Raw genomic sequence first — 22,704 nt, 5'->3', positions numbered from 1 at the left:
CCTCTGCCCAGGAAATTAAATTGCAAATGCTAATGGAAAAGCCCCTGGATATAATCATTTATTCCCTTTTCTAACTGTTAATGGTTTGTAACTGAAGGTTAATATTTCCAATCAACTTGTTAACAGATTGTCACCCACTTGTTATTTTCTTTTGCTATTGTTGTGTTCAGGCAGAGGGGTCACTGCTCTCAACACGATGGACACCCTACGGCAAAGGAACAGACCCGAATATTGGATGGCAAAGGGGGAAATCGTAAACTAAATAAAAAACGATCGAATGTTTGGTTATGTCTATCTTGTCTATCGGATGAAAAAGTTCTTTAAAAATGAAGGGAGTAGGATGATTCTTGGTTAATAACACAAATCAAAACAATAACAATAACAAAAACAAAAAGCTTTTACCGTTTGTCATGTCGACCTCAATGCTTACAGCTGCTATATTCGGAGCAAGTGGTGCAGCTTTTGCGGATGAAAATATAGATGAGACATCATTTAAAAATCACGGTGAAAAAGTTTCATATTATGCAACAAGCATCCCAGGTTCCCCTGAAAAAGGACAATTTATGCGCACGATTGCTAATAAAAACTTGCAAGAAGTGACTCCGGATGAAGACGATGTAGATGATACGGAAGAGCCTTCCGATACTCCGGTTAACGAAGATGAAGTTGTGGACGAGCCTGTAGTTGGTGAGGATCCAGCAGATGAAACTGCTACGGGAGACGATGATGCAGATGAAGATGATACGGACGTGGATAGAGAACCTGCGGATGAGTCTGATGAGGACGACGCTACAGATGTAGTGGAAGACGAGACTGCGGATGAAACACCTGCTGATGGTGAAGAGACTGAAGAACCTGCAGCGGAAGAAGATCCTGCTGACGAAACACCTGTAGATGATGAAGTAACTGAAGAGCCAGCAGCGGAAGAAGACCCTGCTGATGAAACACCTGCTGATGGTGAAGAGACTGAAGAACCTGCAGCAGAAGAAGACCCTGCTGATGAAACACCTGCTGATGATGACGTAACTGAAGAGCCAGCAGCGGAAGATGAGACTGCGGATGAAACAACTACTGAAGATGAAGTAACTGAAGAACCTGCAGCAGAAGATGAGACTGCGGATGAAACAACTACTGAAGATGAAGTAACTGAAGAACCTGCAGCGGAAGATGAGACTGCGGATGAAACAACTACTGAAGATGAAGTAACTGAAGAACCTGTAGCAGAAGATGAGACTGCGGATGAAACGACTACTGAAGATGAAGCAGCTGAAGAACCAGCAGCAGATGAAGAACAAACTGATGATGCTGCAGTAGAAGAAGAAGAGCCAGCTGACGAAAGTATCAACGAAGATACTGAGTCAACTGACCCAAATACCGATAACAATATCATAACAGAAACGTTTGAGAATGAATACAGATTTATTTTACAAAGCTATAGCAGCTTAATTGAATACTATAAAGTTCTTTTAGAGGATCAGCTAGGACTGGTTTTACCAGGTGACGATGAGACTACCGAAGAGCCTGCACTTGATGAAGATGCAGAAGAACCAGCTACTGATGATGAGGCAGCTGAAGAGCCTGCATCTGATGAAAATGCAGAAGAACCAGCTACTGATGATGAGACAGCTGAAGAGCCTGCACTTGATGAAAATGCAGAAGAACCAGCTACTGATGATGAGACAGCTGAAGAGCCTGCATCTGATGAAAATGCAGAAGAACCAGCTACTGATGATGAGACAACTGAAGAGCCTGCACTTGATGAAAATGCCGAAGAATCTGCACAAGATGACGCGGCTGAAGAAGCGGCTACTGATGATGAAAACGCTGAAGAGCCTGCACAAGATGAAAATGCAGAAGAACCGGCTACTGATGATGAAAATGCCGAAGAACCTGCACAAGATGTCGCGGCTGAAGAACCGGTAGATGGTGACGTTCCAGTCGATAATTCTGATGAAGAAGAGGCTACTGAAGAACCAGCTGACGAAGAAGTTGCTGATGATACAGCACAAGAGACTGTTCAAGTCACAGCATGGGATAAAGTCGTTGGCTATTACCAACAAGTAGTGTCTGCTTATAGTTCCCTATTCAGCTTCTTAAAAAAATAAAATAGCTCTACTTCAACCAGATCGTTGGAGCTAGAAATACCGGGAACCGATTGGCTGTTCAAGCCTTTCGGTTCCTGTTGTTTAATGAGGTTAAAGAGAACGGTTCATTTTTTGCATTCCTTCCATTTACGAAGCTCCTGTTTCCCTCAAACTTTCCCTCTGGGCACGGGTACGCGCTCTACTCCGGCTCCATGCCAATCCTTTCTTCGTCTCTTTCACGCTTAACACGACGCCCAAAATAACTAGCGCCCCGCCTATGAGTTGACCACTACGGATGACCTCTCCAAGGAACAGGACGGAAAATAGCACCCCAAATACCGGTACGAGATTCATCAATGCCACAGCCGTGCTGGATGACAGTTCCCGCAACGCGTAATTATAAAGGAAAAAAGCGACGACCGAGCAGAAAATCCCCAAATAGACGACGATCAAAAACGATTCTGTGGTCGGCATCCGCCATCTTGATGCTTCAGTGAATGCCAAGGGAATGAAAGCAACCGCTCCAACCAAGGTTTGATAATACAATACGGTAATCATGGAATAGGTAGCGACCACTTTCCGTGTGGTGAACGTGTAAAAGGCAAACACGACTCCTGCCGATACTAAAATGAGGTCCCCTAGCAATTGGTGTTCTCCCACGGGGCTCTGTCCCCCGCTGTAAGAAAGCAAATGATAGACGCCGGCAATAGCAAGCACAATGCCAATTCCCTTGAGACCGGCAATCCGTATCCGAAAAATGAATAACTCCAAGAGAGCCGTGATTGCAGGATAGGAAGCGATAATCAGCGCTGCATTCGAAGCGGTGGTCATTTCCAGTCCAACGTTTTCCAAGGCGAAGTAGATGGTCGTCCCTAATAACCCGCTTACTCCGATTAATCCTAAATCTTTTTTCGTCGGTTTGACTTTATCTTTTTTCATCATCATCTTAATGAGCCCCAATACGATTGCCGCAATGCAGAATCGTACCGCTCCGAGTGTCAGGGGTGCAAAGGAAGCATAGGCGACCTTCGTCGCGACAAAAGAGGTGCTCCATAATAAAACCGCGATGATTGCTCCACAAACAAAAATATTGATGCCACCAAATGGTTTTCGACCTGTTCCTTGATTTACATTCAATTGAGCCCCTCCCCTTCCCTACTTCATAAGGTGCTACTCAGGTAGTCACTACTATAAAGTTATCGGGTTCGAAACTTTCTGTCAAGGAGATGTTATACTGAATTCAATCGTTAGGTCGCAATGAGGAGGATCCATTAATGAGTACGGAAACGATACATGTGTTGAAGGATTTGAATTTTACGGAGTATGAGGCAAAAGCCTATTTGGCCTTACTGGAAAAATCCCCACTATCGGGATATGCGATTTCGTTAAGCTCCGGTGTGCCGCGTTCCAAAATTTACGAGGTGCTGGCCGGCTTGGTCGATCGGGGCGAAGTGATGATGAGCCATGAAAATCCTGTCCTCTATTCCCCGCTTCCGCCAAATGAATTGATTGCATTACGGAAACGGAAAGCGGAAGTCTCGTTTGACGTGGCCGAAAAAGCACTGGAGCATTACTCTTTTGTATCTTTGAACCGCGGTAACATTTGGAACATTTCAGGAAATGAAGCCGTTGTCAGCCGCGCAAAAGAAGTGATCAAACATGCAAAAGAACGAATTTTGTTAGAAATATGGAAAGAGGATGCCGAAGAAATCAAAGAAGAATTGCGCGAAGCTCATGATCGGGGAGTTGAAATATTGATTGTCTCGTACGGGGAAATTGATTTTGATTTCGGACAGATGTATCCGCATGATGCGAGCGAAGAGATCACGAAGGAATATGGCGGCCGCTGGATTATTTTAAGCGCCGATGATCGGGAAGTGTTGGCAGGCATCGTCTCCCTTGGCGAAAACAGCCGCGCTGCTTGGACGACGCATCCAAGTTTGGTCATGCCTATTACCGAGGTGATCATCCATGATTTATATATCCATGAAATGTTGAAAGAGCACCGGGAAATTTTGGAACAAAGCTTCGGCCCACACCTGATCGACCTTCGTAAGCGGTTCAATGTCGGCCCCTCCGGCTACAGCATCGCAGCCAAATTAGGTCTTACTACATGATGTCAACGTCTACCCTTTATTAGGGTGGACGCTTTTTTGTCTTTTGGGGGAAGGTAATATGAGCAATTCTCCGGACTTATTAGCGCGGAAACGAAGTTATGAGCGCGACGGGAGTCTTATGAGCGGTTCTCCGGAGTTATGGGCGCGGAAACCGAGTTATGGGCGTGAAGCGAGAATTATAAGCGGGTCTCCAGACTTATGAGCGTGGAAACGAAGTTATAAGCGCTTGTCTGGAAATATGAGCAAACGGCCGTCCCGGAGGGCGATCCCTCCCCGAATATGATTGCTTTTCACAATTCGTTCAATGAAAGCGTTTCGAATATGTATATCTTGTGAATTGATTCACAAAACAGTTTCCTTTTGGATACAATGCGGTATGATAAGAATCAGATAAGGCATTTTCATCCGTCCGCATCTCAGTTTCAAGATTTATTGTAAGGCAAAAAACTATTGGATAGGGGAAATTACAATGTGGGTAATCACCGTATTTGAACAAAAAGATGTCCGGATTTTTGAATACACGAACAGAGATGAAGCGAAACAAGCTTTGCAACGTTTCCATAAAAACGCTGTGTTATCGTATACTAACTAACTCATTCTCACCCCATGCCCGAAGTGGCCATGGGGTGTTTTTCTTTAGCGCATATTTTGACAACACTTCCGTGTATCATTCTCGCAATAGGGTAAAGATAGTATCAGGACGGCTCGTCGGTAAAGGAGGCGTTACAATGAAAAAAATCTGGAGTTCCTACCTTCACACTTCCTTGATTGTCAAAATCACCATAGCCCTGATTCTCGGGGTCTTGGCGGGGTTCGCTTTGGGAGAACAGGCTGCGGTGCTGGCACCGTTTGGCGATTTACTGATCCGCTTGTTGACGTTCCTGATAATTCCTCTCATCTTGTTCACCTTGATTGTCGGGGTTAACCAAACGAATATCGGAAACTTGGGACGGATGGGCGGCAAGGTGTTCATTTATTACACGTTGAGTTCGGCGCTTGCCATTGTCGTTGGCCTTTTGATCGCAAGCCTATTTCATCCAGGCACCGGGATGCAGCTGGAAGGGAATGAAACGATGAACGTGCCGGACAATCCGGGCGTGGTCAGCGTGTTGCTGAATATCGTTCCTCCTAATATTGTCACCGCTTTTACGGAACTCAATCTACTCGGCATCATTTTCACTGCTTTGGCTTTTGGAATTGCCATTTCGGCTATGCGATCTTCCACGCAATATGGCGAGCTGGGGGAAAGTCTTTTTCAGACAGTCACCGCATTAAATGAAGCATCGCTTCTCATTTTACGGGCGGCTCTTCAATACGTTCCAATTGGAATCTTTGCCATCATGGCGAAAACGGTCGGAAGCCAAGGGCTGGATACATTGGCATCCCTGGGCAGCATGATTGGTGTATTTTATCTTGCCCTGCTCGCCCATATCATGTTGTACCTCCTGCTCTTGCTCCTTTTTGGCGTCAAGCCGGGGCGATTTATCAAACATGCGCGCACTCCGATCATCACTGCGTTTGTGACACAAAGCAGTGCGGGGACTTTGCCGCTGACTTTAACAGCTGCCAAAAACATGGGGCTATCCAGAAGTTTGTATAGCTTTAGCATACCGCTCGGCGCAACCGTCAATATGGACGGAGCTGCAATCCGAATTGCCGTTTCCGCGGTGTTTGCCGCCAATATTGCGGGCAACCCACTCAGCTTGACGGATATGATCATGGTGGTCCTCGTCGGGACACTTGCTTCTATTGGAACGGCCGGAGTTCCCGGCGCTGGTATTGTCATGATTGCTACGGTGTTTGCGCAACTCGGCCTACCAATGGAAGCCGTTGCCTTGCTGACCGCGATTGACGCTCTGATCGGCATGGGCGCCACCGCATTGAATGTAACAGGTGACCTAGTAGGAACAAGCTTGATCGACCAACAGGAAAAGAGACGGAACTTAAAAAACGCAAGCACACTTTGACCTCAAGGTGTACTTGCGTTTTTTCCACTTGCTCTTCGAATCATTACTTGCTCAATAAGAATGGCAACAACCGTCCCGATGACTAATCCGTTCGCAAGGGTTGCGGCAAGGACTACCGGAAGATCGGAGAAGCTTTCCGGCGGGACAAACATGATGCCGACACCGACCATCAGTCCAAATGCAACAGCTTTCCGCGCTCTTTCTTTTTCCGGCTCGGCGTCCAGTTCTTCAAATGCCATGGACACCATTTTCGTGAAAATCGCAAATGTCACCGCGTATGCCACTGGTGCTGGTAATGCAGCAAAACCTGACATGATATGCGGAAAAAATGTGATCAGAATAACGAGTGCACTCCCGATCATAAACGGGAGCCGGGATACCATCCGTGTCGTGCCGACAAAGCCCGCCGCCCCCGAAATGGGAACCGGACCGATTGCCGAAAATAAACCGGCGAGGAGATGGTTGATTCCCGAAATAAAGGAACCTTGCCGTACCCGATCAGGCGGGTGCAGGGAAAATGAATGCTTTAACAGTTGTTCCATCACACGCACCGAAGCCAGTAAATTGGCAATCAACAGGAGCGTAATGAAAACGGCGGTGACGAACACGCCGCCATCCCAAACAGGCGGGCCGAAAACAAACAGGCCAGGAAGTTGCATGAACGGCTTCGATTCCTGGACAAGGGAAGGAGCCTTGCCAATCAGAAGAAAAATCCCCCATCCGATCAAGATGGATAATAGGACCGCGTATTTGGAAACCCAACGCCGTTGATTCCCCATCGTCAGGAACGTGATGAGCAGAACGGCTAAGCTTCCTGCTACAGTCACCAAATCGAAGCGGTCCTGCCCGGTTTCAATCCCAAGCATCCCTTTCAGAAAGGTCCCGCTTAATTGCAAAATTAGCAGCATCAGATAGGTAAAGGTGATGGCAGGCGTGAAAAGCTGCTTCATTTTTTCAACGAGCCCCGTCGCTGCGCATAGGATGAACAGGACACCGCTATATAGCATCCCACTTTGCAAAGCTTGCAGTGCTTCCACAGATGTAGGATAGAAGACACCGACCATTCCCGCATAGACTACAAAGATGCCCCACCATAATCCCGCGGGCCCTTCATTGATCGGTAAGCGATGTCCGACCAACACCTGAAGGAGACCCGCAATTCCAAGGATCAAGATGGTTCTTTGCAGAAAGAGCGAAGTATCATTCGGATCCATGCCGAAAATATGAGCAATGGCAATCGGGGCTGCAATGGACGATGCAATCAGGAAGATGGCCCATTGTAGACCGCCAGCTAATTGTTTCATGGATTCAATCCTCCGAGAGACCACTTTCAAATTTTTGTTGACTTCCAGTATACCACGCGTACCGGCTTCCAGATGGCAGCAGGGCTTAACCCCGATTGGAGGAATGGCTACCAACTATTGCATGAAATTGGTTGAATTATCTTTAGGGAGGAAGAAGGATAATTTATGACGAATTATATCCTTGTACTTACCAACTAATACGCTCGACAGGGGTTAGGTAACATAATTGGAAGAGGTTGTGATTCAATTGGAGTGGCTTTTTAACGGAATGCGTTGGACGCATATTATAAGCGGATTTTTAGCCCTCTGTGTTTTTTGGCTACCGATCATTACAAAAAAAGGTGGGAAACTGCACACTCGCATTGGTTGGGTCTATGTGTGGGCGATGGCGAGTGTATCGGTGACCGCCTTAGGTATGGGCATCTATCGCCTGACTTGGGATGCCGGACCGGATGCGGATGCGATTCCGTTTTCGTGGTTCCTGATTTTCATTGCCATCCTGAGTTCCGCGACCGCTTGGTATGGTGTGCGCGTCCTCCGGCATAAGCGGCGACAGGAAATCCACCGGGATTTCATTGATCTGTTATTCCCTTCGCTATTATTAGGGTCTGGCGTGGGGATATCCATATACGGCTGGGTCATCGGTTTCCCATTGCTGCAATACTTTCCACTTCTCGGTATCTTTTTGGGCGGCTCCCAGTTGATCTACTGGCTAAAAGCTCCTAAAACGAAATCTCATTGGATGGTGGAGCATATCGTCGGCATGTTGTCTTGCTGCATCGCCACCGTGACGGCGTTCACCGTCTTTGGAGCGCCACGTTTATTGCAGGTCGAGGCCGTCAGCTTGATCGTCTGGTTTCTCCCGACCCTCGTCCTCGTCCCGCTCATCATCGGCTTTTCCAATAAGTATAAGAGGCTGATGGATGGGCAGAGGAAAATGGCGTAATGCAAAAGTCGATGGGGAGATTTCTTACATAAGAAATCTCCCCATCGACTTTATTTCATAAAGATAGGGGGCACTTGACAAGGTTTGATTTCAATCTTCTGCCACACCTCTCCCACGACATACGGCTCCACTTTCAGCCAGTTGTCCAACTCTTCTCTCGATGGATAATCAACTACCATTATGGAGCCGATCATCTTTCCTTGATCATTAAGTATGGCGGCTCCATACAAATGCTCGCCGGCTGCCACCCTTTTTTCGACCACTTGCAAATGCTCTTCCCGCGCTCGTAATCTGCGATCGATCGCTTCCTCATCTGTTCCGTCATATCCCATTACGATGAATTGCATAAAATCCTATCTCCTTTTGAGTGAGTTAGTAGTGTTATATCATATTTGAAAGATAGTTTCTATTTCTTGTATCCAGCGAGGTAACCATTCCGTCAGCAGACGAATATTTTCTTGTTGCATCCTGTGTTGAAACCCACCATACAGCGCTTGTATAGAAGGATGATGTACACCCTGAAATTCCATTCGGATTATTCGCGGGTTATTGGGGTATCGTATAGCTTAGAAGCAGAATGGAAGGAGTACTATGGAATGACTGGAAAATTTCAAACGGAACCGAACGACTCCGAAAAACGGGAAGATCGGTTTACGGGCATGCCGGGAGCAAAGGAGTTTCCGGATTTGGAGCCGATGCAAAGTGCTGAAAAGCAAATGGAACAACATGAGAACACAATTGGAAAGATGGAGAGGAATGTCAGAGGCGTAGAGGAAACATAATGGAAACACCAACTACGAGTGCCGTAGTTGGTGTTTTGTTTGTTTTATGGTTGAGTCATTGGAAAGAAAAAAGAGCAGGTCAAAATCACTTGAGCCTGCCCTCGCTGTTTGCTAATGAATTACCTATTAATATCCACCACCATCTACCCAACAAGCTCCGACAATGATTAGCAGGATGAATAGAACAACAATTAAATAGAAATCTGCACCTTGACCATATCCACGGCCCCCTGCACCTAAGCCTGCCCCCATAGTCCACACCTCCATCCAATTGAGCATAGTACAGTATATGACACACCTTGCAATCGGCTTAGGTATACATATATTTTTTTGACCGACTATTTCCTATCAGCATGAGTATGGGAAGAATCATTATGTAAAAAAACAAGTCGGACTCTTATCTGTCGAGGAGGAGGTGGAGTAAGAAAGAAACCAATTACCCATTAAACAAGTGATGCAGCAACCGGTCCTTATCTTCGAAAAACTGCTTCATCATTCGGTAATGACCTGTTTCTTCCAGTGATGTTTCTCTTGCTCCGTCCTCTGTAAACTCAATAATTTTGGCGTCTGGATAAGCCATAATTATCGGTGAATGCGTGGCAATGATAAACTGGGAATTCCGTTGAACCAGTTCATGGATGCGAGACAACATTGACAATTGTCGTAGCGGGGATAACGCAGCCTCGGGTTCATCCATCAAGTAGATTCCATTACCTTGAAAACGATTCATAAACGTTGCCCAAAAGGATTCGCCATGCGACTGCTCATGAAGGGAGACCCCTCCGTAAGAATCAATAATACGTGGACCAAACGCTGGTTCATTATCCAACTCTTCAATGTTGGAAGCTACATTATAAAACGTTTCAGCACGAAGGAAATACCCGTCTTTTGGTCGGTTGATCCCTTTAACTAATGTAATATAGTCATTTAATTTGGAATGGGAATCATACGTTGAGAAATTAAAATGAAAAGAGCCGCCTTCCGGATTAAAGCCAGCCGCCACCGCTATCCCTTCCAATAAGGTGGACTTCCCCATTCCGTTTTCCCCAACAAAAAACGTCACGTTTGGATGAAGTGAAAGTTCCTCCAGCGTGGTGATGCTCGGTAAATGAAAAGGATACGTATGAAAAGAAGGAATTCGATCTCTTTGGAGTTTCACACTTCTTACATATTGGTTATTTATTGGAAAATCCACTAAAATCCCTCCGAAATCACTGTTTCTCAGCTTCCTTTTTCACACGTTCTAAAAATTCAACGACCACCTTATCCGTGGCAAACCATAAAAATATTTTGACGAACCATTTTAACGGGCGATTCGTTACGGTGTAAGTAAAAGAGGTCTGATGATCGTGTATTTTAGTCATTTCATAAAGGGCTTTAATTTCAAATAGGTTTGCCAGTGTAAAACCGACTTTCAGCTTTTTATAAGTGGGTTCATCCACATATTCCAATGTTTCCACGTTGTACTCTTCGATGCGTTTCCCTTCCTTATATGTCTGACGATAGACGCTTCCCACCTTATTCTCCGTGATGTGAATCGGCTTTTGTTCCACGACTTGCGGCATAATTTGCTGCATCTTGTCTAGCGAACCATCAAAAAAACTCCACACGTGTTCAATCGGTGCCTGTATTTCAATATTCTTGGTCCATGTTTTCATAAATTATCACTCCCCTACTTTTTCCAGTCTGACTTACTTCTATCATATCCTATTTTTCCTCTTATCCTAAAAAATTCTTACAGGAAACACAAAAAAGGAACAGGTCTATTTTCCGACCTATTCCTTTTCATATAACTATTTAATTTCTAACGAGATAATCGAACGCGCTTAGTGAAGCTGTCGCCCCAGATCCCATTGAAATAATAATCTGTTTATACGGGCTATCCGAACAGTCCCCAGCAGCAAATACGCCTGGGACGTTCGTGGCGCCGCGCTTATCGACAACAATTTCGCCAAATTTATTACGTTCTACGGAGTCACCGAGCCAATCCGTGTTCGGCACAAGACCAATTTGAACGAATACGCCGGCTAGCTCGATATGGTGTTCGTCTTCTGTGTCACGATCAATATAAGTAATCCCGTTTACGCTATCTGTACCGGTAATTTCCTTCGTTTGAGCATTTGTCACGACCGTAACATTCGGTAAGCTGTAAAGACGATCTTGGAGGACAGAATCAGCTTTCAGCTCGGGTGCAAATTCAAGGACGGTCACGTGGTTGACGATTCCGGCAAGGTCAATGGCCGCTTCGATACCGGAGTTCCCACCGCCAACGACCGCAACGTCTTTGCCTTCAAACAATGGTCCGTCACAGTGCGGACAGTACGCAACGCCTTTATTCCTGAATTCCGCTTCTCCAGGAACGCCGATATTTCTCCAGCGTGCACCTGTTGAAAGGATGACGGATTTACTTTTCAGAACAGCACCGTTTTCCAATTCAATTTCAATCAAGTCTTTCTTCTCCAAACGCTTCGCACGCACCAAATTCATAACATCGATGTTATAGTCTTTCACATGCTCTTCAAGGCTAGCAGCTAGTTTAGGACCTTCCGTGCGAGTCACACTAATGAAGTTCTCGATTGCAGCCGTATCCAAGATTTGACCACCGAAGCGTTCAGCCACAATTCCAGTGCGGATCCCTTTACGTGCCGCGTAAATCGCTGCACTTGCACCCGCCGGACCGCCGCCGACAACGAGTACGTCAAATGGATCTTTATCCGCAAATTCTGAGGCGTCCGGGCCACTTCCGAGTTCAGCAAGGATTTCTTCGATCGTCTTACGTCCGTTCGTGAACGGTTCCCCATTCAAGTATACTGTCGGGACAGCGAGAATGTTTTTGCTTTCCACTTCTTCTTTAAACGCCGCACCGTCAATCATCGTATGTGTAATGTTCGGGTTTAATACACTCATGAGGTTGAGTGCCTGTACCACTTCTGGACAGTTTTGACAGCTCAAGCTAATATAGGACTCAAAGTGAAGCTCGTCCTCGATTTTCTTCACTTGCTCAATCACGTTTTTATCCACTTTCGGAGGTCTGCCGCTCACTTGCAATAAAGCAAGGACAAGCGAAGTGAATTCGTGTCCAAGCGGAATACCGGCAAAAACAACCCCAGTATCCTCGCCGATACGATTGACACTAAAGCTAGGTGTTCTTTCCAACTCTGCATGCTCCACTTTAATGCGTGATGACATAGTGGCTAGTTCATCCACAAGTGACAGCATATCACGAGAAACCTTATCTTCTCCCGCGCTGACTTTAAGTAGCACATCGCCTTCCATCATTTTAAGATATTGGGCTAATTGTTGTTTTATATCTGCGTCCAAAATCATGTAATCTACTCCTTAATTTGTACTTTACCTAAACATGACTCGGCGTAATTGCCTTAGATTTTGAATTGAGGCCTGTACGATACTGGTCATGCAATCGTTGCGAATCGAACAGTGATGGTTTCGATTTGCCGTATTTCTGCGTTCTTTGCAGAAATCAAGGCACTTTCAGGACATCGCGCACTTAGATTGCGTTCCTAAGTTCAAATCAAAATCTAAGACAACCGCCGAAAATTTTCAAAAATAAAGGGAGCCCCTATCCCAAGAGGGAGGGGCAGTCCCCGTTATCCTGCTATCAGAATTTAAATTTTACCTACAAGGTCAAGGCTCGGTTTAAGGGTTTCTTCGCCCTCTTTCCATTTCGCCGGGCAAACTTCACCTGGGTTGTTACGTACATATTGAGCAGCTTTAATTTTGTCGACTAGGATGCTCGCGTCACGACCGATTCCGCCTGCATTGATTTCAACTGCTTGTACAACGCCATCCGGATCGATGATGAACGTACCACGGTCTGCAAGACCAGACTCTTCGTCAAGTACATCGAAGTTGCGTGAAATTGTTTGGGATGGGTCACCGATCATAATATATTCAAGCTTGCTGATCGTGTCAGAGTGATCATGCCAAGCTTTATGTGTAAAATGAGTGTCCGTTGAAACGGAATAAACTTCAGCACCAAGCTCTTTTAGTGTTGCGTATTGATCTTGAAGGTCGCCAAGTTCAGTCGGGCAAACGAATGTGAAATCTGCCGGATAGAAGCAAACAACACTCCATTTCCCTTTTAGGCTCTCATCAGTTACATCGATGAACTCGCCTGTACCTGCGTGGTAAGCTGACGCTTTGAATGGTAGTATTTCTTTTCCGATTAAAGACATAAAAAAATTCCTCCTAATGTGTTATTTATAGTTAGTTTAGGTTTTATCATCTAAACCTAAACCCGCAGTAATGATTGTAAACTAATCACCGCTGCTTAACTATAATAATTCTAATTACATATTAATTATTGTATATATCTTTATTTTTGTCAACAAATACACTCATGTTTGTCGTTCATTCTAACTTTATGTATAAATAGTGACACGAAGTACTAAAGAACGCAGTTTATTCATGATGATAGTAAATTTCATTGTCACATTTTCATTCTCAACTATGATATAAAATTCTCGATTAAGAAAGATATAATAATTCAGGGGTGTGTACTTAAAAGTAATTTCACGTACAAAAGCCTGCCGTAAGAGAGCAAAGAATAGCAGGAATGCCACAAATTTTGTTGGTAGACTACTTATAGAAAGGAGAGATTACATGGAGGGGCTTCAAAGAATGCTGGATAGCATCGAATATATAGAAAGTAATTTGGCCAATGATCTTTATATGGAAGACATTGCTGCAACCGCCTGTATGTCTAAATTTCATTTTCAACGGATGTTCCATACGCTCACTGGCTATACCGCGAGTGAATATTATCTTTTACAAAAGCATTCCGGAGAATCCATGGGGTCAATCCTTCAGAAGCTAAGAAACATAGTCAGTCCTTGAAAGCTTATTCAAAGCTCTCTTTTCAAATTCAGGTAAAAGGTGATGTGGAAATGGATTACAGGATTATTGAAAAAGACACGTTTACGGTTGTAGGGAAAAGTATTCGGACCACCACAATCGGCGGGGAGAACCACCGGAAGATAGCCGCCTTTTGGGTGGAATCGAATCGGAATGGATTTGCAGAAGAACTTGCAAGAAGTTGTGGTTCCCTTGGATTACTCGGAATTTGTATAGATTTTGACAAAGAACAAGACCATCTAACCTACCTGATCGGCGCCGAAAAAAATAGCAACCAAATCCCGGACGATTGGGAAGAAAAACAAATCCAAGCTGCAACCTGGGCAACGTTTCCGGTACACGGCGCCATGCCCGATGCAATGCCAAAGGTATGGGAGAGAATCTTCTCCGAATGGTTTCCAGCAACAGGCTACGAGCATGCCGGAGGTCCGGAAATGGAAGTATATTCAAGTGATGGAGACCCGTCTTCAGAGGATTACTATTGTGAGATCTGGATACCGATTACGATGGTCCGGTAACTTCCAATTTGCACAAATTCTCTTTCAACAATAGCTTGTTACTTTCGGTTACAATACGGCCCGGGGCGCCGGATCTAATAAATCCTGCATTTGCTTCATCCGTATCAATGTGCATCTCAAGGCGGTAACAATCAGATACACGGATAAGAACTTTGTCAATTGTCAGCGGCCGTTCGCCGCTGACTTCTACTGTTACAAATTCTCCATTGGCCACGCCAAAGTTATGTGCATCTCTAGGTGACATATGGATATGTGCTTGGGCAATGATCAACCCTTCTGATAGAGACAGGCTTCCTTTAGGTCCAATGAGAGTGAGTGGTGCTGATCCTTTTATATTCCCCGACTCACGCAGTGGCGGACGAAGGCCAATTTGCATTGCATCGGTCGAGCTGATTTCAGCCTGTGTCAGCTTTCGTGAAGGGCCTAGAACACGTACGTGCTCCAGACTCCCTTTCGGCCCGGCAAGTACAACGGTTTCATTTGATGCAAACTGTCCAGGCTGGGATAAATCCCTGCGTTTTGTCAGTTCATATCCCTTTCCGAAAAGTTCCTCTACGTGCTCCGAAGACAGGTGGATATGACGGGCTGAAACAGCAACCGGAATCGTACCAATCTGTGGCGCAGGGACATCGGTCTGCCTAAGTTGCTTTATCACATCATCGACGATTTGTTCCATCGACTGCCTATCCATTTCGTTCACACCTTTCTTGATCAAACTCTTAGTTTTACATTATTTGAAACTGCTTTTCCGAGCAAAAGAAACCCCTGTACACTCAGCCAAAAGCATTTGCTCAATTAACTCAGATAAATGAGCACCGGCTTCGACCGGAGCAAGCCCGCCTTTATGAATATTAGAAATGACCGTACGATCGGCTTCAACCGATGTTTCAGTCGGCCGGTAAATCATGTAGGCACTCAAGCTTTCATCTGTATGTAAGCCCGGCCGTTCACCAATTAAGGAAATGACAAGTTTACAATCAACGATGGACGCTACTTCGTCCTGCACCCAGACACGGCTCCGTTTAATAAAAAACGGCTTGGCGACGCTGATATTTTTCAATTGCAACCCTTGCATTAATGCAGGAAGCAAGTCCTCTATATTGGCTTCCACAGCTGAGGAACTTAATCCGTCACAGACAATAATTTGGACGTCTTGACCTTTGTCACCGTTTTCCTTCAACCAGGCAACAGATTCATCTGACAACTTTCTTCCCGCATCCAAATCCATTAAGTAGGACTTCATATCATTAGCTTTCGTTTCCAGTTTGTTCAAATCCATTTTTCGAAGAAATTCATCACTTACATCTCGTAAAACTGCATCCTTTGCAGCTGCATGATCAATTAAGAATTGTAAATAGCTGGTTGTCTTCATACGGGTTCCAGATCGGCCAATTCCAATTCGGGCAGGTGTAATACCTTGCGCCCTTTCAATAGCCGAAGCGTTATGCGGATCATCCACCCCATTTATCCGTTCCTCTGGAAAGTTTATAATTTGTTCTGTCGCTTTTGCAGTGTTGCCTATTGGGAACGCCTTTTCTTTCGACAGCTCTTCCACTACTTTTCGAACAATTTCTTGAATATCCATTGTACCCCTCCCCCCTTTAGTCGAAGATTGATAAATCTCCTGCACGTTTCGTCAGTTTCCCATTCTCCATCAAACCCATATTTTCCATCCATTTTTCAAACTCGCGAAGCGGGCGGAGCCCAAGGAGTTCGCGCAAGCTGGCATCGTCGTGATAGCTTGTATCTTGATAGTTCAGCATGACATCATCTCCACCTGGCACCCCCATATAAAAATTCGCTCCGGCCAGTGCTGTTAGCATACCGGCAACTTCCTGATCATTTTGATCGGCATCCATATGATTTGTATAAGTTGGTGCAATGCCCATCGGCAAGCCATGCAGTTTCCCCATAAATAGATCTTCAAGGTCTGCTCTAATTAGCTGGCGCCCGTCATAAAGTGTCTCCGGTCCAATAAAACCGGAAACATTATTCACCATGAAAGGCTTCCAGTGGCGCGCAAAGCCGTAAGTTCTTGATTCCAGCGTCTGCATATCTACACCATGGTCTACATTTAACGATACTTCCGAGCCTTGCCCCGTTTCAAAATACATGAAGTTCGGTCCTGCGGATGTGCCATATCGAGCCATCATCTCATAACCTTCATCAACCATTTCTTTAGAAATGCCAAATGCTTCATTGCCCTTTTGCGTGCCAGCTAAACTTTGAAACATGAGTGCAATAGGTGCGCCCTGTCTCAAAGCTTCCATTTGTGTCGTGATATGTGCCAGTACACAGTTTTGCGTTGGAATGTTCCATTTCTCCATAAATTCATGTGACAATGTCAAAAGTCTTTTGACTGACTCGACCGTGTCGACATTCGGATTAATTCCTAGAACTGCATCACCCGCTCCGTAAGACAGACCTTCTTTTATGGAGTATAAGATTCCTTCCGGCACATCGTTTGGATGATTTGGCTGGCAGCGGAATGCTAGGCGGCCCGGCTCCCCGATGGTCGTATTGCAATGAGCTTGATATCTCATTTTCTGCGAAGCCAGTACAAGGTCAATACTCGACATGAGTTTGGCAACAGCCGCAATCATTTCACTTGTCAATCCTCTTGAAAGCTTTACGAGTTGATCCGTACCTGTTTCAAATGAAAGAATATAATTTCTCAGTTCTCCCACTGTCCAGCTTTGAATCTCTTTGTAAATCGTTTCACTTATATCATCGTAAATCAGACGTGTCACTTCATCGTTCTCATACGGGATGACCGGATTCTCATAAATATCTTTCAGCTGCATCTCGCTGAGCACAACTTTTGCTGCCATGCGCTCAAGCGATGACTCTGCTGCCACTCCCGCCATTACATCACCTGATTTCGCCTCACTTGCTTTGGCCAGTACGTCTTTCACCGAAGCAAAAGAGTAACTCGTCCCTTTTATCACACAGGATAATTTCACCATACGACACCCCTTATATTTGATATCGCTTACAATAAAAACTGAAAAAAGGCGCTTTCACATAGCCCTGAGAACTTTCTTCAGGGTGTGAAAGGCGCCTTTGCCTCATCTTATCATTTTGTAAATCCATCTTACACCACTAGGGTTGGTTTTGCAAAAGCGTTTTTATTTTTCAAAAAAATAAAACATCAAGGAGAGACTCAAGAGAAGTGAATACTTTTTCCAGGATAACCTAACGCTGTTGCGGCTTTTGAAAATTCATTCATCATTTCATCGGATCCGCAGAGATAAACATGGGTGCCGGTTGATTGGTTTTTCAGAAGTTCTGTTGTCATTTTATTTCCTGCTTCTGAGAAATAGAAGTTCACATGCTCCGGGTAATTTGTTTTTAGAAATTGATAAAAGGCACACATCTCCTTTGATTTGGCGGCATAGTGCAGCTCAAAGGTTTCTTTAGTGCGATCAATGTCCTCTATCATGGATAAAAAAGGGGTGATTCCGATACCTGTCGCAACAAACACATGATGCTGTGCTTGAAAGCTCAGGAGAAAATAATTACCTGGATAACTAATTTTTAAACAGTCTCCCGGCTTCACATGATTATGCCAGTAATACGCCCCTCCCTTTGAATTATCATGTAGCTGAATAGCAATTTGATAGTATCCTGTCTTGTTGGAATTGTTGATAAGTGAATAAGTGCGTACTATAGTTTCTTGATTCGGAGGATTCATATATGTCGTAATGTGTGAACCTCCACTAAACATGGGTAACTCATACCCATCTATAGAAAATAACTTAAAAGACTTCACATTAGGTGATTCTTCAATAATATCTTTTACGATAACGCTGATCTCGCCCTGTGTCATAAGGAACCCTCCTTTAACCAGCTTTATTACCTAATCGTTTAACCGTATGATTGATTGAAAATCACTTCCCGTTGGATTTTGGAACACGCGGAGTCCGAATTCAGGTGCAATGGCAAATAGATGATCAAAAATGTCAGCTTGGACGGTTTCATAGACGGTCCAAGTCGTATCATTTACAAATGCGTAAATTTCGATCGGCAGTCCATTCTCAACCGGCGCCAACTGCCGAACCATCAACGTCATTTCTTGATGGATGCGTGGATGAGATTGCAAATATTGGAGGATGTATGCTCTGAAAACACCGATATTCGTTAGCGCTCTCCCATTTACAACATTATTGCGGTTGATCTGATTATTTATATTATACTCTTCGATTTCACGTTCCCGATCCGTAATATAATCCGTAAGGTAATGGATATTTTTATAGTCCTCAATCATTTCATTCGTGCAAAATGTAATGCTTGACATATCAATATACAATGCACGCTTAATGCGTCTACCGCCAGATTCCTGCATACCTCGCCAATTGATGAACGAATCCGAAATGAGCGCATAACTCGGAATCATCGTCACCGTCTTATCGAAGTTCCGCACCATTACCGTGTTCAAAGAAATATCAATAATATCCCCATTCGCACCATATTTCGACATTTCAATCCAGTCACCCACCCGGACCATTTCATTGGCTGATAACTGAATTCCTGCCACAAGTCCCAATAAGGAATCCCGGAAAACTAACATAAACACTGCGGATAACGCACCTATCCCACTGAGCAGGATCAGGGGGCTTTCTCCCATCAAATTGGCTATTACCAAAATGACGCCGAGGATAATGATAATTATTTTGGAAACTTGTATATATCCTTTGATTGGCTTCGTTTTTGCTATTTCATAGGTCTGATATATATCATTCACGACATTTAACACACTATTGATTACACTTAATGCAACAAAAATAATATAAGTAAGCGCTGCCGTTTCAATTAGCTTCTGATGGGCCGGAAAGGTGGAAGCAAAGTTATAAATAATAATAGCCGGCACAAAATGGGATGATTTTTGGAATACTTGTTGTTCCAATAAAACATCATTCCATTTAAATTTGTTCTTGCTCACGATATGTGTAATAAATCGGATAACCACTTTTTTTGTAATGAAATTTGCAATGATACAAAGGAGCGCAATAAAAGCAATCATAATTGCAACGGAAAGGTAATCAACCCAAGTTGTATCCACACCGTAATCTAAAAGCCGATTACGAATAAAGTCCATTTGTTTTCCCTCCGTTCGATTTTCGTCTCGTGGCAACTCATATAGACATTTGTGGAGTATGTATTACCATCATTATACCAGAAATGAAAAACCAGCTCTTTTATCTAGGCGCTCCTCTCCACTAATGCTAAAATATCCGAACATTCAGTTGTCATAATATAAAAACTTTCGTATTTCCATTGACCGCCTTAAAACTTTCATGTTATAAATTTAAAGTAAAAAAATCAAATAGAAACGTATTAAATGTATATGCTTAGGAATAAGGCTTAAGCGTCTCTACCTGGTAACCGTAAACTACCGGACTACATGAATGAATGACTGGAAATTCGTATTTTCACTAAATATGTTCCACTATTTCTAAATGTAAATCCGGAACCTGGGTAGGTATATATCCGGGTTTTTTCATTTCACTCGAACTTTTTGGCATTTATACGAACACCTGGATTTTGTTGATCACCTTTGAGAGATAGATAATTCGAATATCTATCCAAGTAATCGGAGACGATGTTAGAGAGCTCCTTTGGAAAGGGGACACTTCACGATTATTGATTGGCTTTCAAAAATCAAAAACATGCTGTGAACCAGTCCTTTAATAATCTATATTCAAATAAACAATGATAAGGATGGGAATTGAAATGACGAATAAACATATTTATTTTAATCATGACGGCGGGGTCGATGATCTGGTTTCATTATTTTTATTACTTAAAATGGATAATGTCGAATTGACAGGCGTATCGGTTATTCCAGCTGATTGTTATTTAGAACCAGCGGTATTTGCAAGCCGAAAAATTATCGATCGCTTTGGAAACGGCAATCTCGATGTAGCTGAATCAAATTCACGCGGAAAAAACCCTTTTCCAAAAGATTGGCGAATGCACGCTTTTTATGTAGATGCACTACCCATTTTAAACGAATCCGGAAAAATAATCACACCGGTAGCAGAAAAGCCGGCACATCTTCATATGATCGATGCTATTCGAAATACCCCTGAAAAAACAACTTTATTATTCACAGGACCTCTTACTGACCTCGCCCGCGCGTTGGATGAAGCTCCAGATATTGAAGCGAAAATCGAAAGACTCGTTTGGATGGGCGGTACTTTTCGAGAGGCTGGGAATGTTCACGAACCTGAACATGATGGAACGGCCGAATGGAATGTGTTTTGGGATCCGGAAGCCGCTGCTCGAGTATGGGAAACTAACATAGAAATTGATTTAGTCGCGCTTGAAAGCACAAATCAAGTACCTTTAACTTTGGATGTGCGTGAACGCTGGGCAAAAGAGCGTAAATATATTGGAGTTGATTTCCTCGGCCAATGTTATGCTATGGTGCCACCCCTTGTTCATTTTTCAACAAACTCTACCTACTATTTATGGGATGTGTTAACGACTGCGTTTATTGGCAAAAAGGATCTGGTTAAGGTTCAAACGGTCTATAGTGAAGTCATTACAGACGGGCCAAGTCAAGGACGTACCGTTAAAACGCCTGACGGCAGACCAGTGAATGTAGTTTATGACGTGGATCGCAATGCTTTCTTCGATTACATGACTGAATTAGCCAAGTAAGAACCGATAGCCTTCTCAATGAGGTACCATACAATTGGTGCTACACATCCAGGAAGCGATTGACAGTGATGCTTTTCGACGTATAGCGTTCAATACAATAAACCGGCTATTAACATACTATTTCCATGCAATTTATTTATCATGACAGGAGAGGAACTATGCAATACATCTGGGGCATCATAGGAATCATCGGCATTTTAGTAATTGCACTCTCATTATCGACAGCACGTAAATCCATTAATCCAAGAACCGTTATTGGCGCTTTGGCCATCCAACTTATTTTTGCTTTTATTGTGTTGGAATGGGAATTCGGGAGAAAGATTTTGCAATTCCTTTCAGGGATTGTCCAAAAAGTAATTGACTCATCCAATGCCGGCATCCAGTTCTTGTTTGGAGGAATGCTAAACATAGAAGGCGCAGGCTTTACCTTTGCATTCCAAGTACTACCTATTATCATTTTCTTTGCTTCATTAATTTCTGTTCTCTACTATATTGGGGTTATGCAGTTTGCAACTAAGATCATCGGTGGACTTTTGGAAAAAATACTTAAAACAAGTGAAACCGAATCGATGTCAGCTGCCGCCAATATTTTTCTAGGCCCAACTGAAGCTCCATTGGTCGTCAAACCTTATATTGAAAAAATGACTAAATCAGAATTGTTTGCCGTCATGGTAGGGGGAATGGCGTGCGTGTCAGGGGCCGTTTTAGGCGGATACGCAATGCTGGGTGTTCCGTTAGATTATTTGCTGGCTGCAGCTTTTATGGGCGCTCCGGCGGGATTGTTATTAGCAAAAATAATCGTTCCCCAAACAGAAGGACTAAATAGGGAAGAACGAATTCTATTGGTTAAAGACGAGGAATCGAGAAATATTGTCGATGCAGCATCTCGCGGGGCTATGGACGGCTTAAAAATAGCAGCAGGTGTTGGTGCATTATTACTTGCTTTTATCTCTCTGATCTTCTTAATGAATACGATCATTGGAGCTATTGGTGGAATTTTTGGATACGACTCTCTAACGTTGGAACAAATACTGGGTTATCTATTCTTTCCACTTGCCATCCTTATTGGAGTTCCATTCGATGAAGCATTACAAGCAGCCTCTTTTATTGGACAGAAGTTCGTACTGAACGAGTTTGTTGCCTTTACTTCATTCGCTCCTGAAATCGCTAACCTATCACCTAAAAGTGTAGCCATGATTAGTTTTGCGCTTTGCGGATTTGCAAATCTTGCATCAATGGCCATGCTAATCGGAGGCTTAGGCGGAATGGCGCCGTCAAGAAGACAAGATATTGCCGAGCTGGGATTCCGAGCGATTATAGCTGCAACTTTGGCTAACCTGTTAAGTGCTGCGATTGCTGGTATGTTGATTTAAGTGAAAAGAAGTTCCACTAAATGGCCCGATAAATAAAGTGCCCATCTAACTCATTGCCGTGAGTTAATGGGC

The 22,704-nt window shown here is 44.0% G+C and carries 23 protein-coding genes and 1 riboswitch; of the genes, 10 read left to right on the top strand and 13 right to left on the bottom strand.

What is annotated here, in order from left to right:
* The first annotated feature begins 347 nt into the window (after positions 1–347).
* Positions 348–2,105, top strand: a complete 1,758-nt coding sequence (locus AB1K83_RS15745) for a hypothetical protein (protein ID WP_413059172.1) — start codon at positions 348–350, stop codon at positions 2,103–2,105.
* 126 nt (positions 2,106–2,231) lie between these two features.
* Here the strand turns inward: AB1K83_RS15745 and AB1K83_RS15740 are convergent, their stop codons facing one another.
* Positions 2,232–3,221 (bottom strand): DMT family transporter, encoded by a 990-nt coding sequence (locus AB1K83_RS15740; protein WP_413059171.1) that lies wholly within the window; start codon positions 3,219–3,221, stop codon positions 2,232–2,234.
* A 137-nt stretch (positions 3,222–3,358) separates the two neighbouring features.
* Here AB1K83_RS15740 and AB1K83_RS15735 point away from each other — a divergent pair, with 137 nt between their 5' ends.
* From AB1K83_RS15735 to AB1K83_RS15725, 3 genes are all read left to right on the top strand, one after another.
* Positions 3,359–4,201 carry a TrmB family transcriptional regulator gene (locus tag AB1K83_RS15735; protein WP_413059170.1) on the top strand — a complete coding sequence of 281 codons (843 nt, stop codon included), beginning with the start codon at positions 3,359–3,361 and terminating at the stop codon, positions 4,199–4,201.
* A 469-nt stretch (positions 4,202–4,670) separates the two neighbouring features.
* Positions 4,671–4,793: a hypothetical protein gene (locus tag AB1K83_RS15730; protein ID WP_413059169.1), complete on the top strand. Its 123-nt coding sequence runs from the start codon at positions 4,671–4,673 to the stop codon at positions 4,791–4,793.
* Positions 4,794–4,929: 136 nt separating this feature from the next.
* Complete coding sequence (locus AB1K83_RS15725) at positions 4,930–6,168, top strand: dicarboxylate/amino acid:cation symporter (RefSeq protein ID WP_413059168.1); 1,239 nt, start codon at positions 4,930–4,932, stop codon at positions 6,166–6,168.
* A 2-nt stretch (positions 6,169–6,170) separates the two neighbouring features.
* Here AB1K83_RS15725 and AB1K83_RS15720 read toward each other — a convergent pair whose 3' ends face one another.
* Positions 6,171–7,472 (bottom strand): purine/pyrimidine permease, encoded by a 1,302-nt coding sequence (locus AB1K83_RS15720; RefSeq protein ID WP_413059167.1) that lies wholly within the window; start codon positions 7,470–7,472, stop codon positions 6,171–6,173.
* A 226-nt stretch (positions 7,473–7,698) separates the two neighbouring features.
* Here AB1K83_RS15720 and AB1K83_RS15715 point away from each other — a divergent pair, with 226 nt between their 5' ends.
* On the top strand, positions 7,699–8,418 hold the full coding sequence (locus AB1K83_RS15715) for a DUF2306 domain-containing protein (RefSeq protein ID WP_413059166.1): 720 nt from the start codon (positions 7,699–7,701) through the stop codon (positions 8,416–8,418).
* Between the two features lie 50 nt (positions 8,419–8,468).
* Here AB1K83_RS15715 and AB1K83_RS15710 read toward each other — a convergent pair whose 3' ends face one another.
* Positions 8,469–8,765, bottom strand: a complete 297-nt coding sequence (locus AB1K83_RS15710; RefSeq protein WP_413059165.1) for a YciI family protein — start codon at positions 8,763–8,765, stop codon at positions 8,469–8,471.
* A 249-nt stretch (positions 8,766–9,014) separates the two neighbouring features.
* Between AB1K83_RS15710 and AB1K83_RS15705 the strand changes: the two genes are divergently transcribed.
* Complete coding sequence (locus AB1K83_RS15705) at positions 9,015–9,200, top strand: hypothetical protein (protein WP_413059164.1); 186 nt, start codon at positions 9,015–9,017, stop codon at positions 9,198–9,200.
* A gap of 126 nt (positions 9,201–9,326) precedes the next feature.
* Here the strand turns inward: AB1K83_RS15705 and AB1K83_RS15700 are convergent, their stop codons facing one another.
* The 5 genes from AB1K83_RS15700 to ahpC all read right to left on the bottom strand — a co-directional run bounded on the left by AB1K83_RS15700 (position 9,327) and on the right by ahpC (position 13,396).
* Positions 9,327–9,479 carry a YjcZ family sporulation protein gene (locus AB1K83_RS15700; protein ID WP_413059163.1) on the bottom strand — a complete coding sequence of 51 codons (153 nt, stop codon included), beginning with the start codon at positions 9,477–9,479 and terminating at the stop codon, positions 9,327–9,329.
* Positions 9,480–9,636: 157 nt separating this feature from the next.
* On the bottom strand, positions 9,637–10,395 hold the full coding sequence (locus tag AB1K83_RS15695) for an AAA family ATPase (RefSeq protein WP_413059162.1): 759 nt from the start codon (positions 10,393–10,395) through the stop codon (positions 9,637–9,639).
* Positions 10,396–10,411: 16 nt separating this feature from the next.
* Entirely contained in the window at positions 10,412–10,858 is a 447-nt protein-coding gene (locus AB1K83_RS15690) for an SRPBCC family protein (protein WP_413059161.1), read from the bottom strand.
* A gap of 139 nt (positions 10,859–10,997) precedes the next feature.
* On the bottom strand, positions 10,998–12,527 hold the full coding sequence (gene ahpF, locus AB1K83_RS15685; protein WP_413059160.1) for an alkyl hydroperoxide reductase subunit F: 1,530 nt from the start codon (positions 12,525–12,527) through the stop codon (positions 10,998–11,000).
* A 299-nt stretch (positions 12,528–12,826) separates the two neighbouring features.
* Entirely contained in the window at positions 12,827–13,396 is a 570-nt protein-coding gene (gene ahpC, locus AB1K83_RS15680; RefSeq protein ID WP_413059159.1) for an alkyl hydroperoxide reductase subunit C, read from the bottom strand.
* A 427-nt stretch (positions 13,397–13,823) separates the two neighbouring features.
* Here ahpC and AB1K83_RS15675 point away from each other — a divergent pair, with 427 nt between their 5' ends.
* Together AB1K83_RS15675 and AB1K83_RS15670 are read left to right on the top strand one after the other, a co-directional pair.
* Positions 13,824–14,057: an AraC family transcriptional regulator gene (locus AB1K83_RS15675; protein ID WP_413059158.1), complete on the top strand. Its 234-nt coding sequence runs from the start codon at positions 13,824–13,826 to the stop codon at positions 14,055–14,057.
* A 50-nt stretch (positions 14,058–14,107) separates the two neighbouring features.
* Positions 14,108–14,593 carry a GyrI-like domain-containing protein gene (locus AB1K83_RS15670; RefSeq protein WP_413059157.1) on the top strand — a complete coding sequence of 162 codons (486 nt, stop codon included), beginning with the start codon at positions 14,108–14,110 and terminating at the stop codon, positions 14,591–14,593.
* Here the strand turns inward: AB1K83_RS15670 and pduL are convergent.
* From pduL to AB1K83_RS15645, 5 genes are all read right to left on the bottom strand, one after another.
* The gene (pduL, locus tag AB1K83_RS15665) at positions 14,577–15,284 is read right to left on the bottom strand and encodes a phosphate propanoyltransferase (RefSeq protein ID WP_413059156.1); all 708 of its coding nucleotides are present in this window, start codon (positions 15,282–15,284) and stop codon (positions 14,577–14,579) included. The genes AB1K83_RS15670 and pduL overlap by 17 nt on opposite strands.
* A gap of 39 nt (positions 15,285–15,323) precedes the next feature.
* On the bottom strand, positions 15,324–16,178 hold the full coding sequence (eutC, locus tag AB1K83_RS15660; protein ID WP_413059155.1) for an ethanolamine ammonia-lyase subunit EutC: 855 nt from the start codon (positions 16,176–16,178) through the stop codon (positions 15,324–15,326).
* A 16-nt stretch (positions 16,179–16,194) separates the two neighbouring features.
* On the bottom strand, positions 16,195–17,556 hold the full coding sequence (locus AB1K83_RS15655) for an ethanolamine ammonia-lyase subunit EutB (RefSeq protein WP_413059212.1): 1,362 nt from the start codon (positions 17,554–17,556) through the stop codon (positions 16,195–16,197).
* Positions 17,557–17,756: 200 nt separating this feature from the next.
* Positions 17,757–18,422 (bottom strand): ferredoxin reductase, encoded by a 666-nt coding sequence (locus tag AB1K83_RS15650; protein WP_413059154.1) that lies wholly within the window; start codon positions 18,420–18,422, stop codon positions 17,757–17,759.
* Between the two features lie 30 nt (positions 18,423–18,452).
* Positions 18,453–19,691: a mechanosensitive ion channel family protein gene (locus AB1K83_RS15645; protein ID WP_413059153.1), complete on the bottom strand. Its 1,239-nt coding sequence runs from the start codon at positions 19,689–19,691 to the stop codon at positions 18,453–18,455.
* A 223-nt stretch (positions 19,692–19,914) separates the two neighbouring features.
* A riboswitch (purine riboswitch) is annotated at positions 19,915–20,016 on the top strand.
* A gap of 310 nt (positions 20,017–20,326) precedes the next feature.
* Between AB1K83_RS15645 and AB1K83_RS15640 the strand changes: the two genes are divergently transcribed.
* Positions 20,327–21,259 (top strand): nucleoside hydrolase, encoded by a 933-nt coding sequence (locus tag AB1K83_RS15640; protein ID WP_413059152.1) that lies wholly within the window; start codon positions 20,327–20,329, stop codon positions 21,257–21,259.
* 158 nt (positions 21,260–21,417) lie between these two features.
* Positions 21,418–22,632 (top strand): NupC/NupG family nucleoside CNT transporter, encoded by a 1,215-nt coding sequence (locus AB1K83_RS15635; protein ID WP_413059151.1) that lies wholly within the window; start codon positions 21,418–21,420, stop codon positions 22,630–22,632.
* The last annotated feature ends 72 nt before the right edge of the window (positions 22,633–22,704 follow it).

The sequence above is a fragment of the Sporosarcina sp. 179-K 3D1 HS genome (assembly GCF_047228905.1).
GTDB lineage: Bacteria > Bacillota > Bacilli > Bacillales_A > Planococcaceae > Sporosarcina.
This window is presented reverse-complemented; position numbering and strand designations above follow the sequence as displayed.

Bases quoted from the DNA above. Each gene is read 5' to 3' on its own strand.
- AB1K83_RS15635 (WP_413059151.1), top strand. From the start codon at position 21,418: ATGCAATACATCTGGGGCATCATAGGAATCATCGGCATTTTAGTAATT.
- AB1K83_RS15705 (WP_413059164.1), top strand. From the start codon at position 9,015: ATGACTGGAAAATTTCAAACGGAACCGAACGACTCCGAAAAACGGGAA.
- AB1K83_RS15650 (WP_413059154.1), bottom strand. From the start codon at position 18,422: ATGACACAGGGCGAGATCAGCGTTATCGTAAAAGATATTATTGAAGAA.
- AB1K83_RS15690 (WP_413059161.1), bottom strand. From the start codon at position 10,858: ATGAAAACATGGACCAAGAATATTGAAATACAGGCACCGATTGAACAC.
- ahpF (WP_413059160.1), bottom strand. From the start codon at position 12,527: ATGATTTTGGACGCAGATATAAAACAACAATTAGCCCAATATCTTAAA.
- AB1K83_RS15675 (WP_413059158.1), top strand. From the start codon at position 13,824: ATGGAGGGGCTTCAAAGAATGCTGGATAGCATCGAATATATAGAAAGT.
- AB1K83_RS15730 (WP_413059169.1), top strand. From the start codon at position 4,671: ATGTGGGTAATCACCGTATTTGAACAAAAAGATGTCCGGATTTTTGAA.
- pduL (WP_413059156.1), bottom strand. From the start codon at position 15,284: ATGGATAGGCAGTCGATGGAACAAATCGTCGATGATGTGATAAAGCAA.
- AB1K83_RS15645 (WP_413059153.1), bottom strand. From the start codon at position 19,691: ATGGACTTTATTCGTAATCGGCTTTTAGATTACGGTGTGGATACAACT.
- ahpC (WP_413059159.1), bottom strand. From the start codon at position 13,396: ATGTCTTTAATCGGAAAAGAAATACTACCATTCAAAGCGTCAGCTTAC.
- AB1K83_RS15670 (WP_413059157.1), top strand. From the start codon at position 14,108: ATGGATTACAGGATTATTGAAAAAGACACGTTTACGGTTGTAGGGAAA.
- AB1K83_RS15735 (WP_413059170.1), top strand. From the start codon at position 3,359: ATGAGTACGGAAACGATACATGTGTTGAAGGATTTGAATTTTACGGAG.
- AB1K83_RS15725 (WP_413059168.1), top strand. From the start codon at position 4,930: ATGAAAAAAATCTGGAGTTCCTACCTTCACACTTCCTTGATTGTCAAA.
- AB1K83_RS15710 (WP_413059165.1), bottom strand. From the start codon at position 8,765: ATGCAATTCATCGTAATGGGATATGACGGAACAGATGAGGAAGCGATC.
- eutC (WP_413059155.1), bottom strand. From the start codon at position 16,178: ATGGATATTCAAGAAATTGTTCGAAAAGTAGTGGAAGAGCTGTCGAAA.
- AB1K83_RS15640 (WP_413059152.1), top strand. From the start codon at position 20,327: ATGACGAATAAACATATTTATTTTAATCATGACGGCGGGGTCGATGAT.
- AB1K83_RS15700 (WP_413059163.1), bottom strand. From the start codon at position 9,479: ATGCTCAATTGGATGGAGGTGTGGACTATGGGGGCAGGCTTAGGTGCA.
- AB1K83_RS15720 (WP_413059167.1), bottom strand. From the start codon at position 7,472: ATGAAACAATTAGCTGGCGGTCTACAATGGGCCATCTTCCTGATTGCA.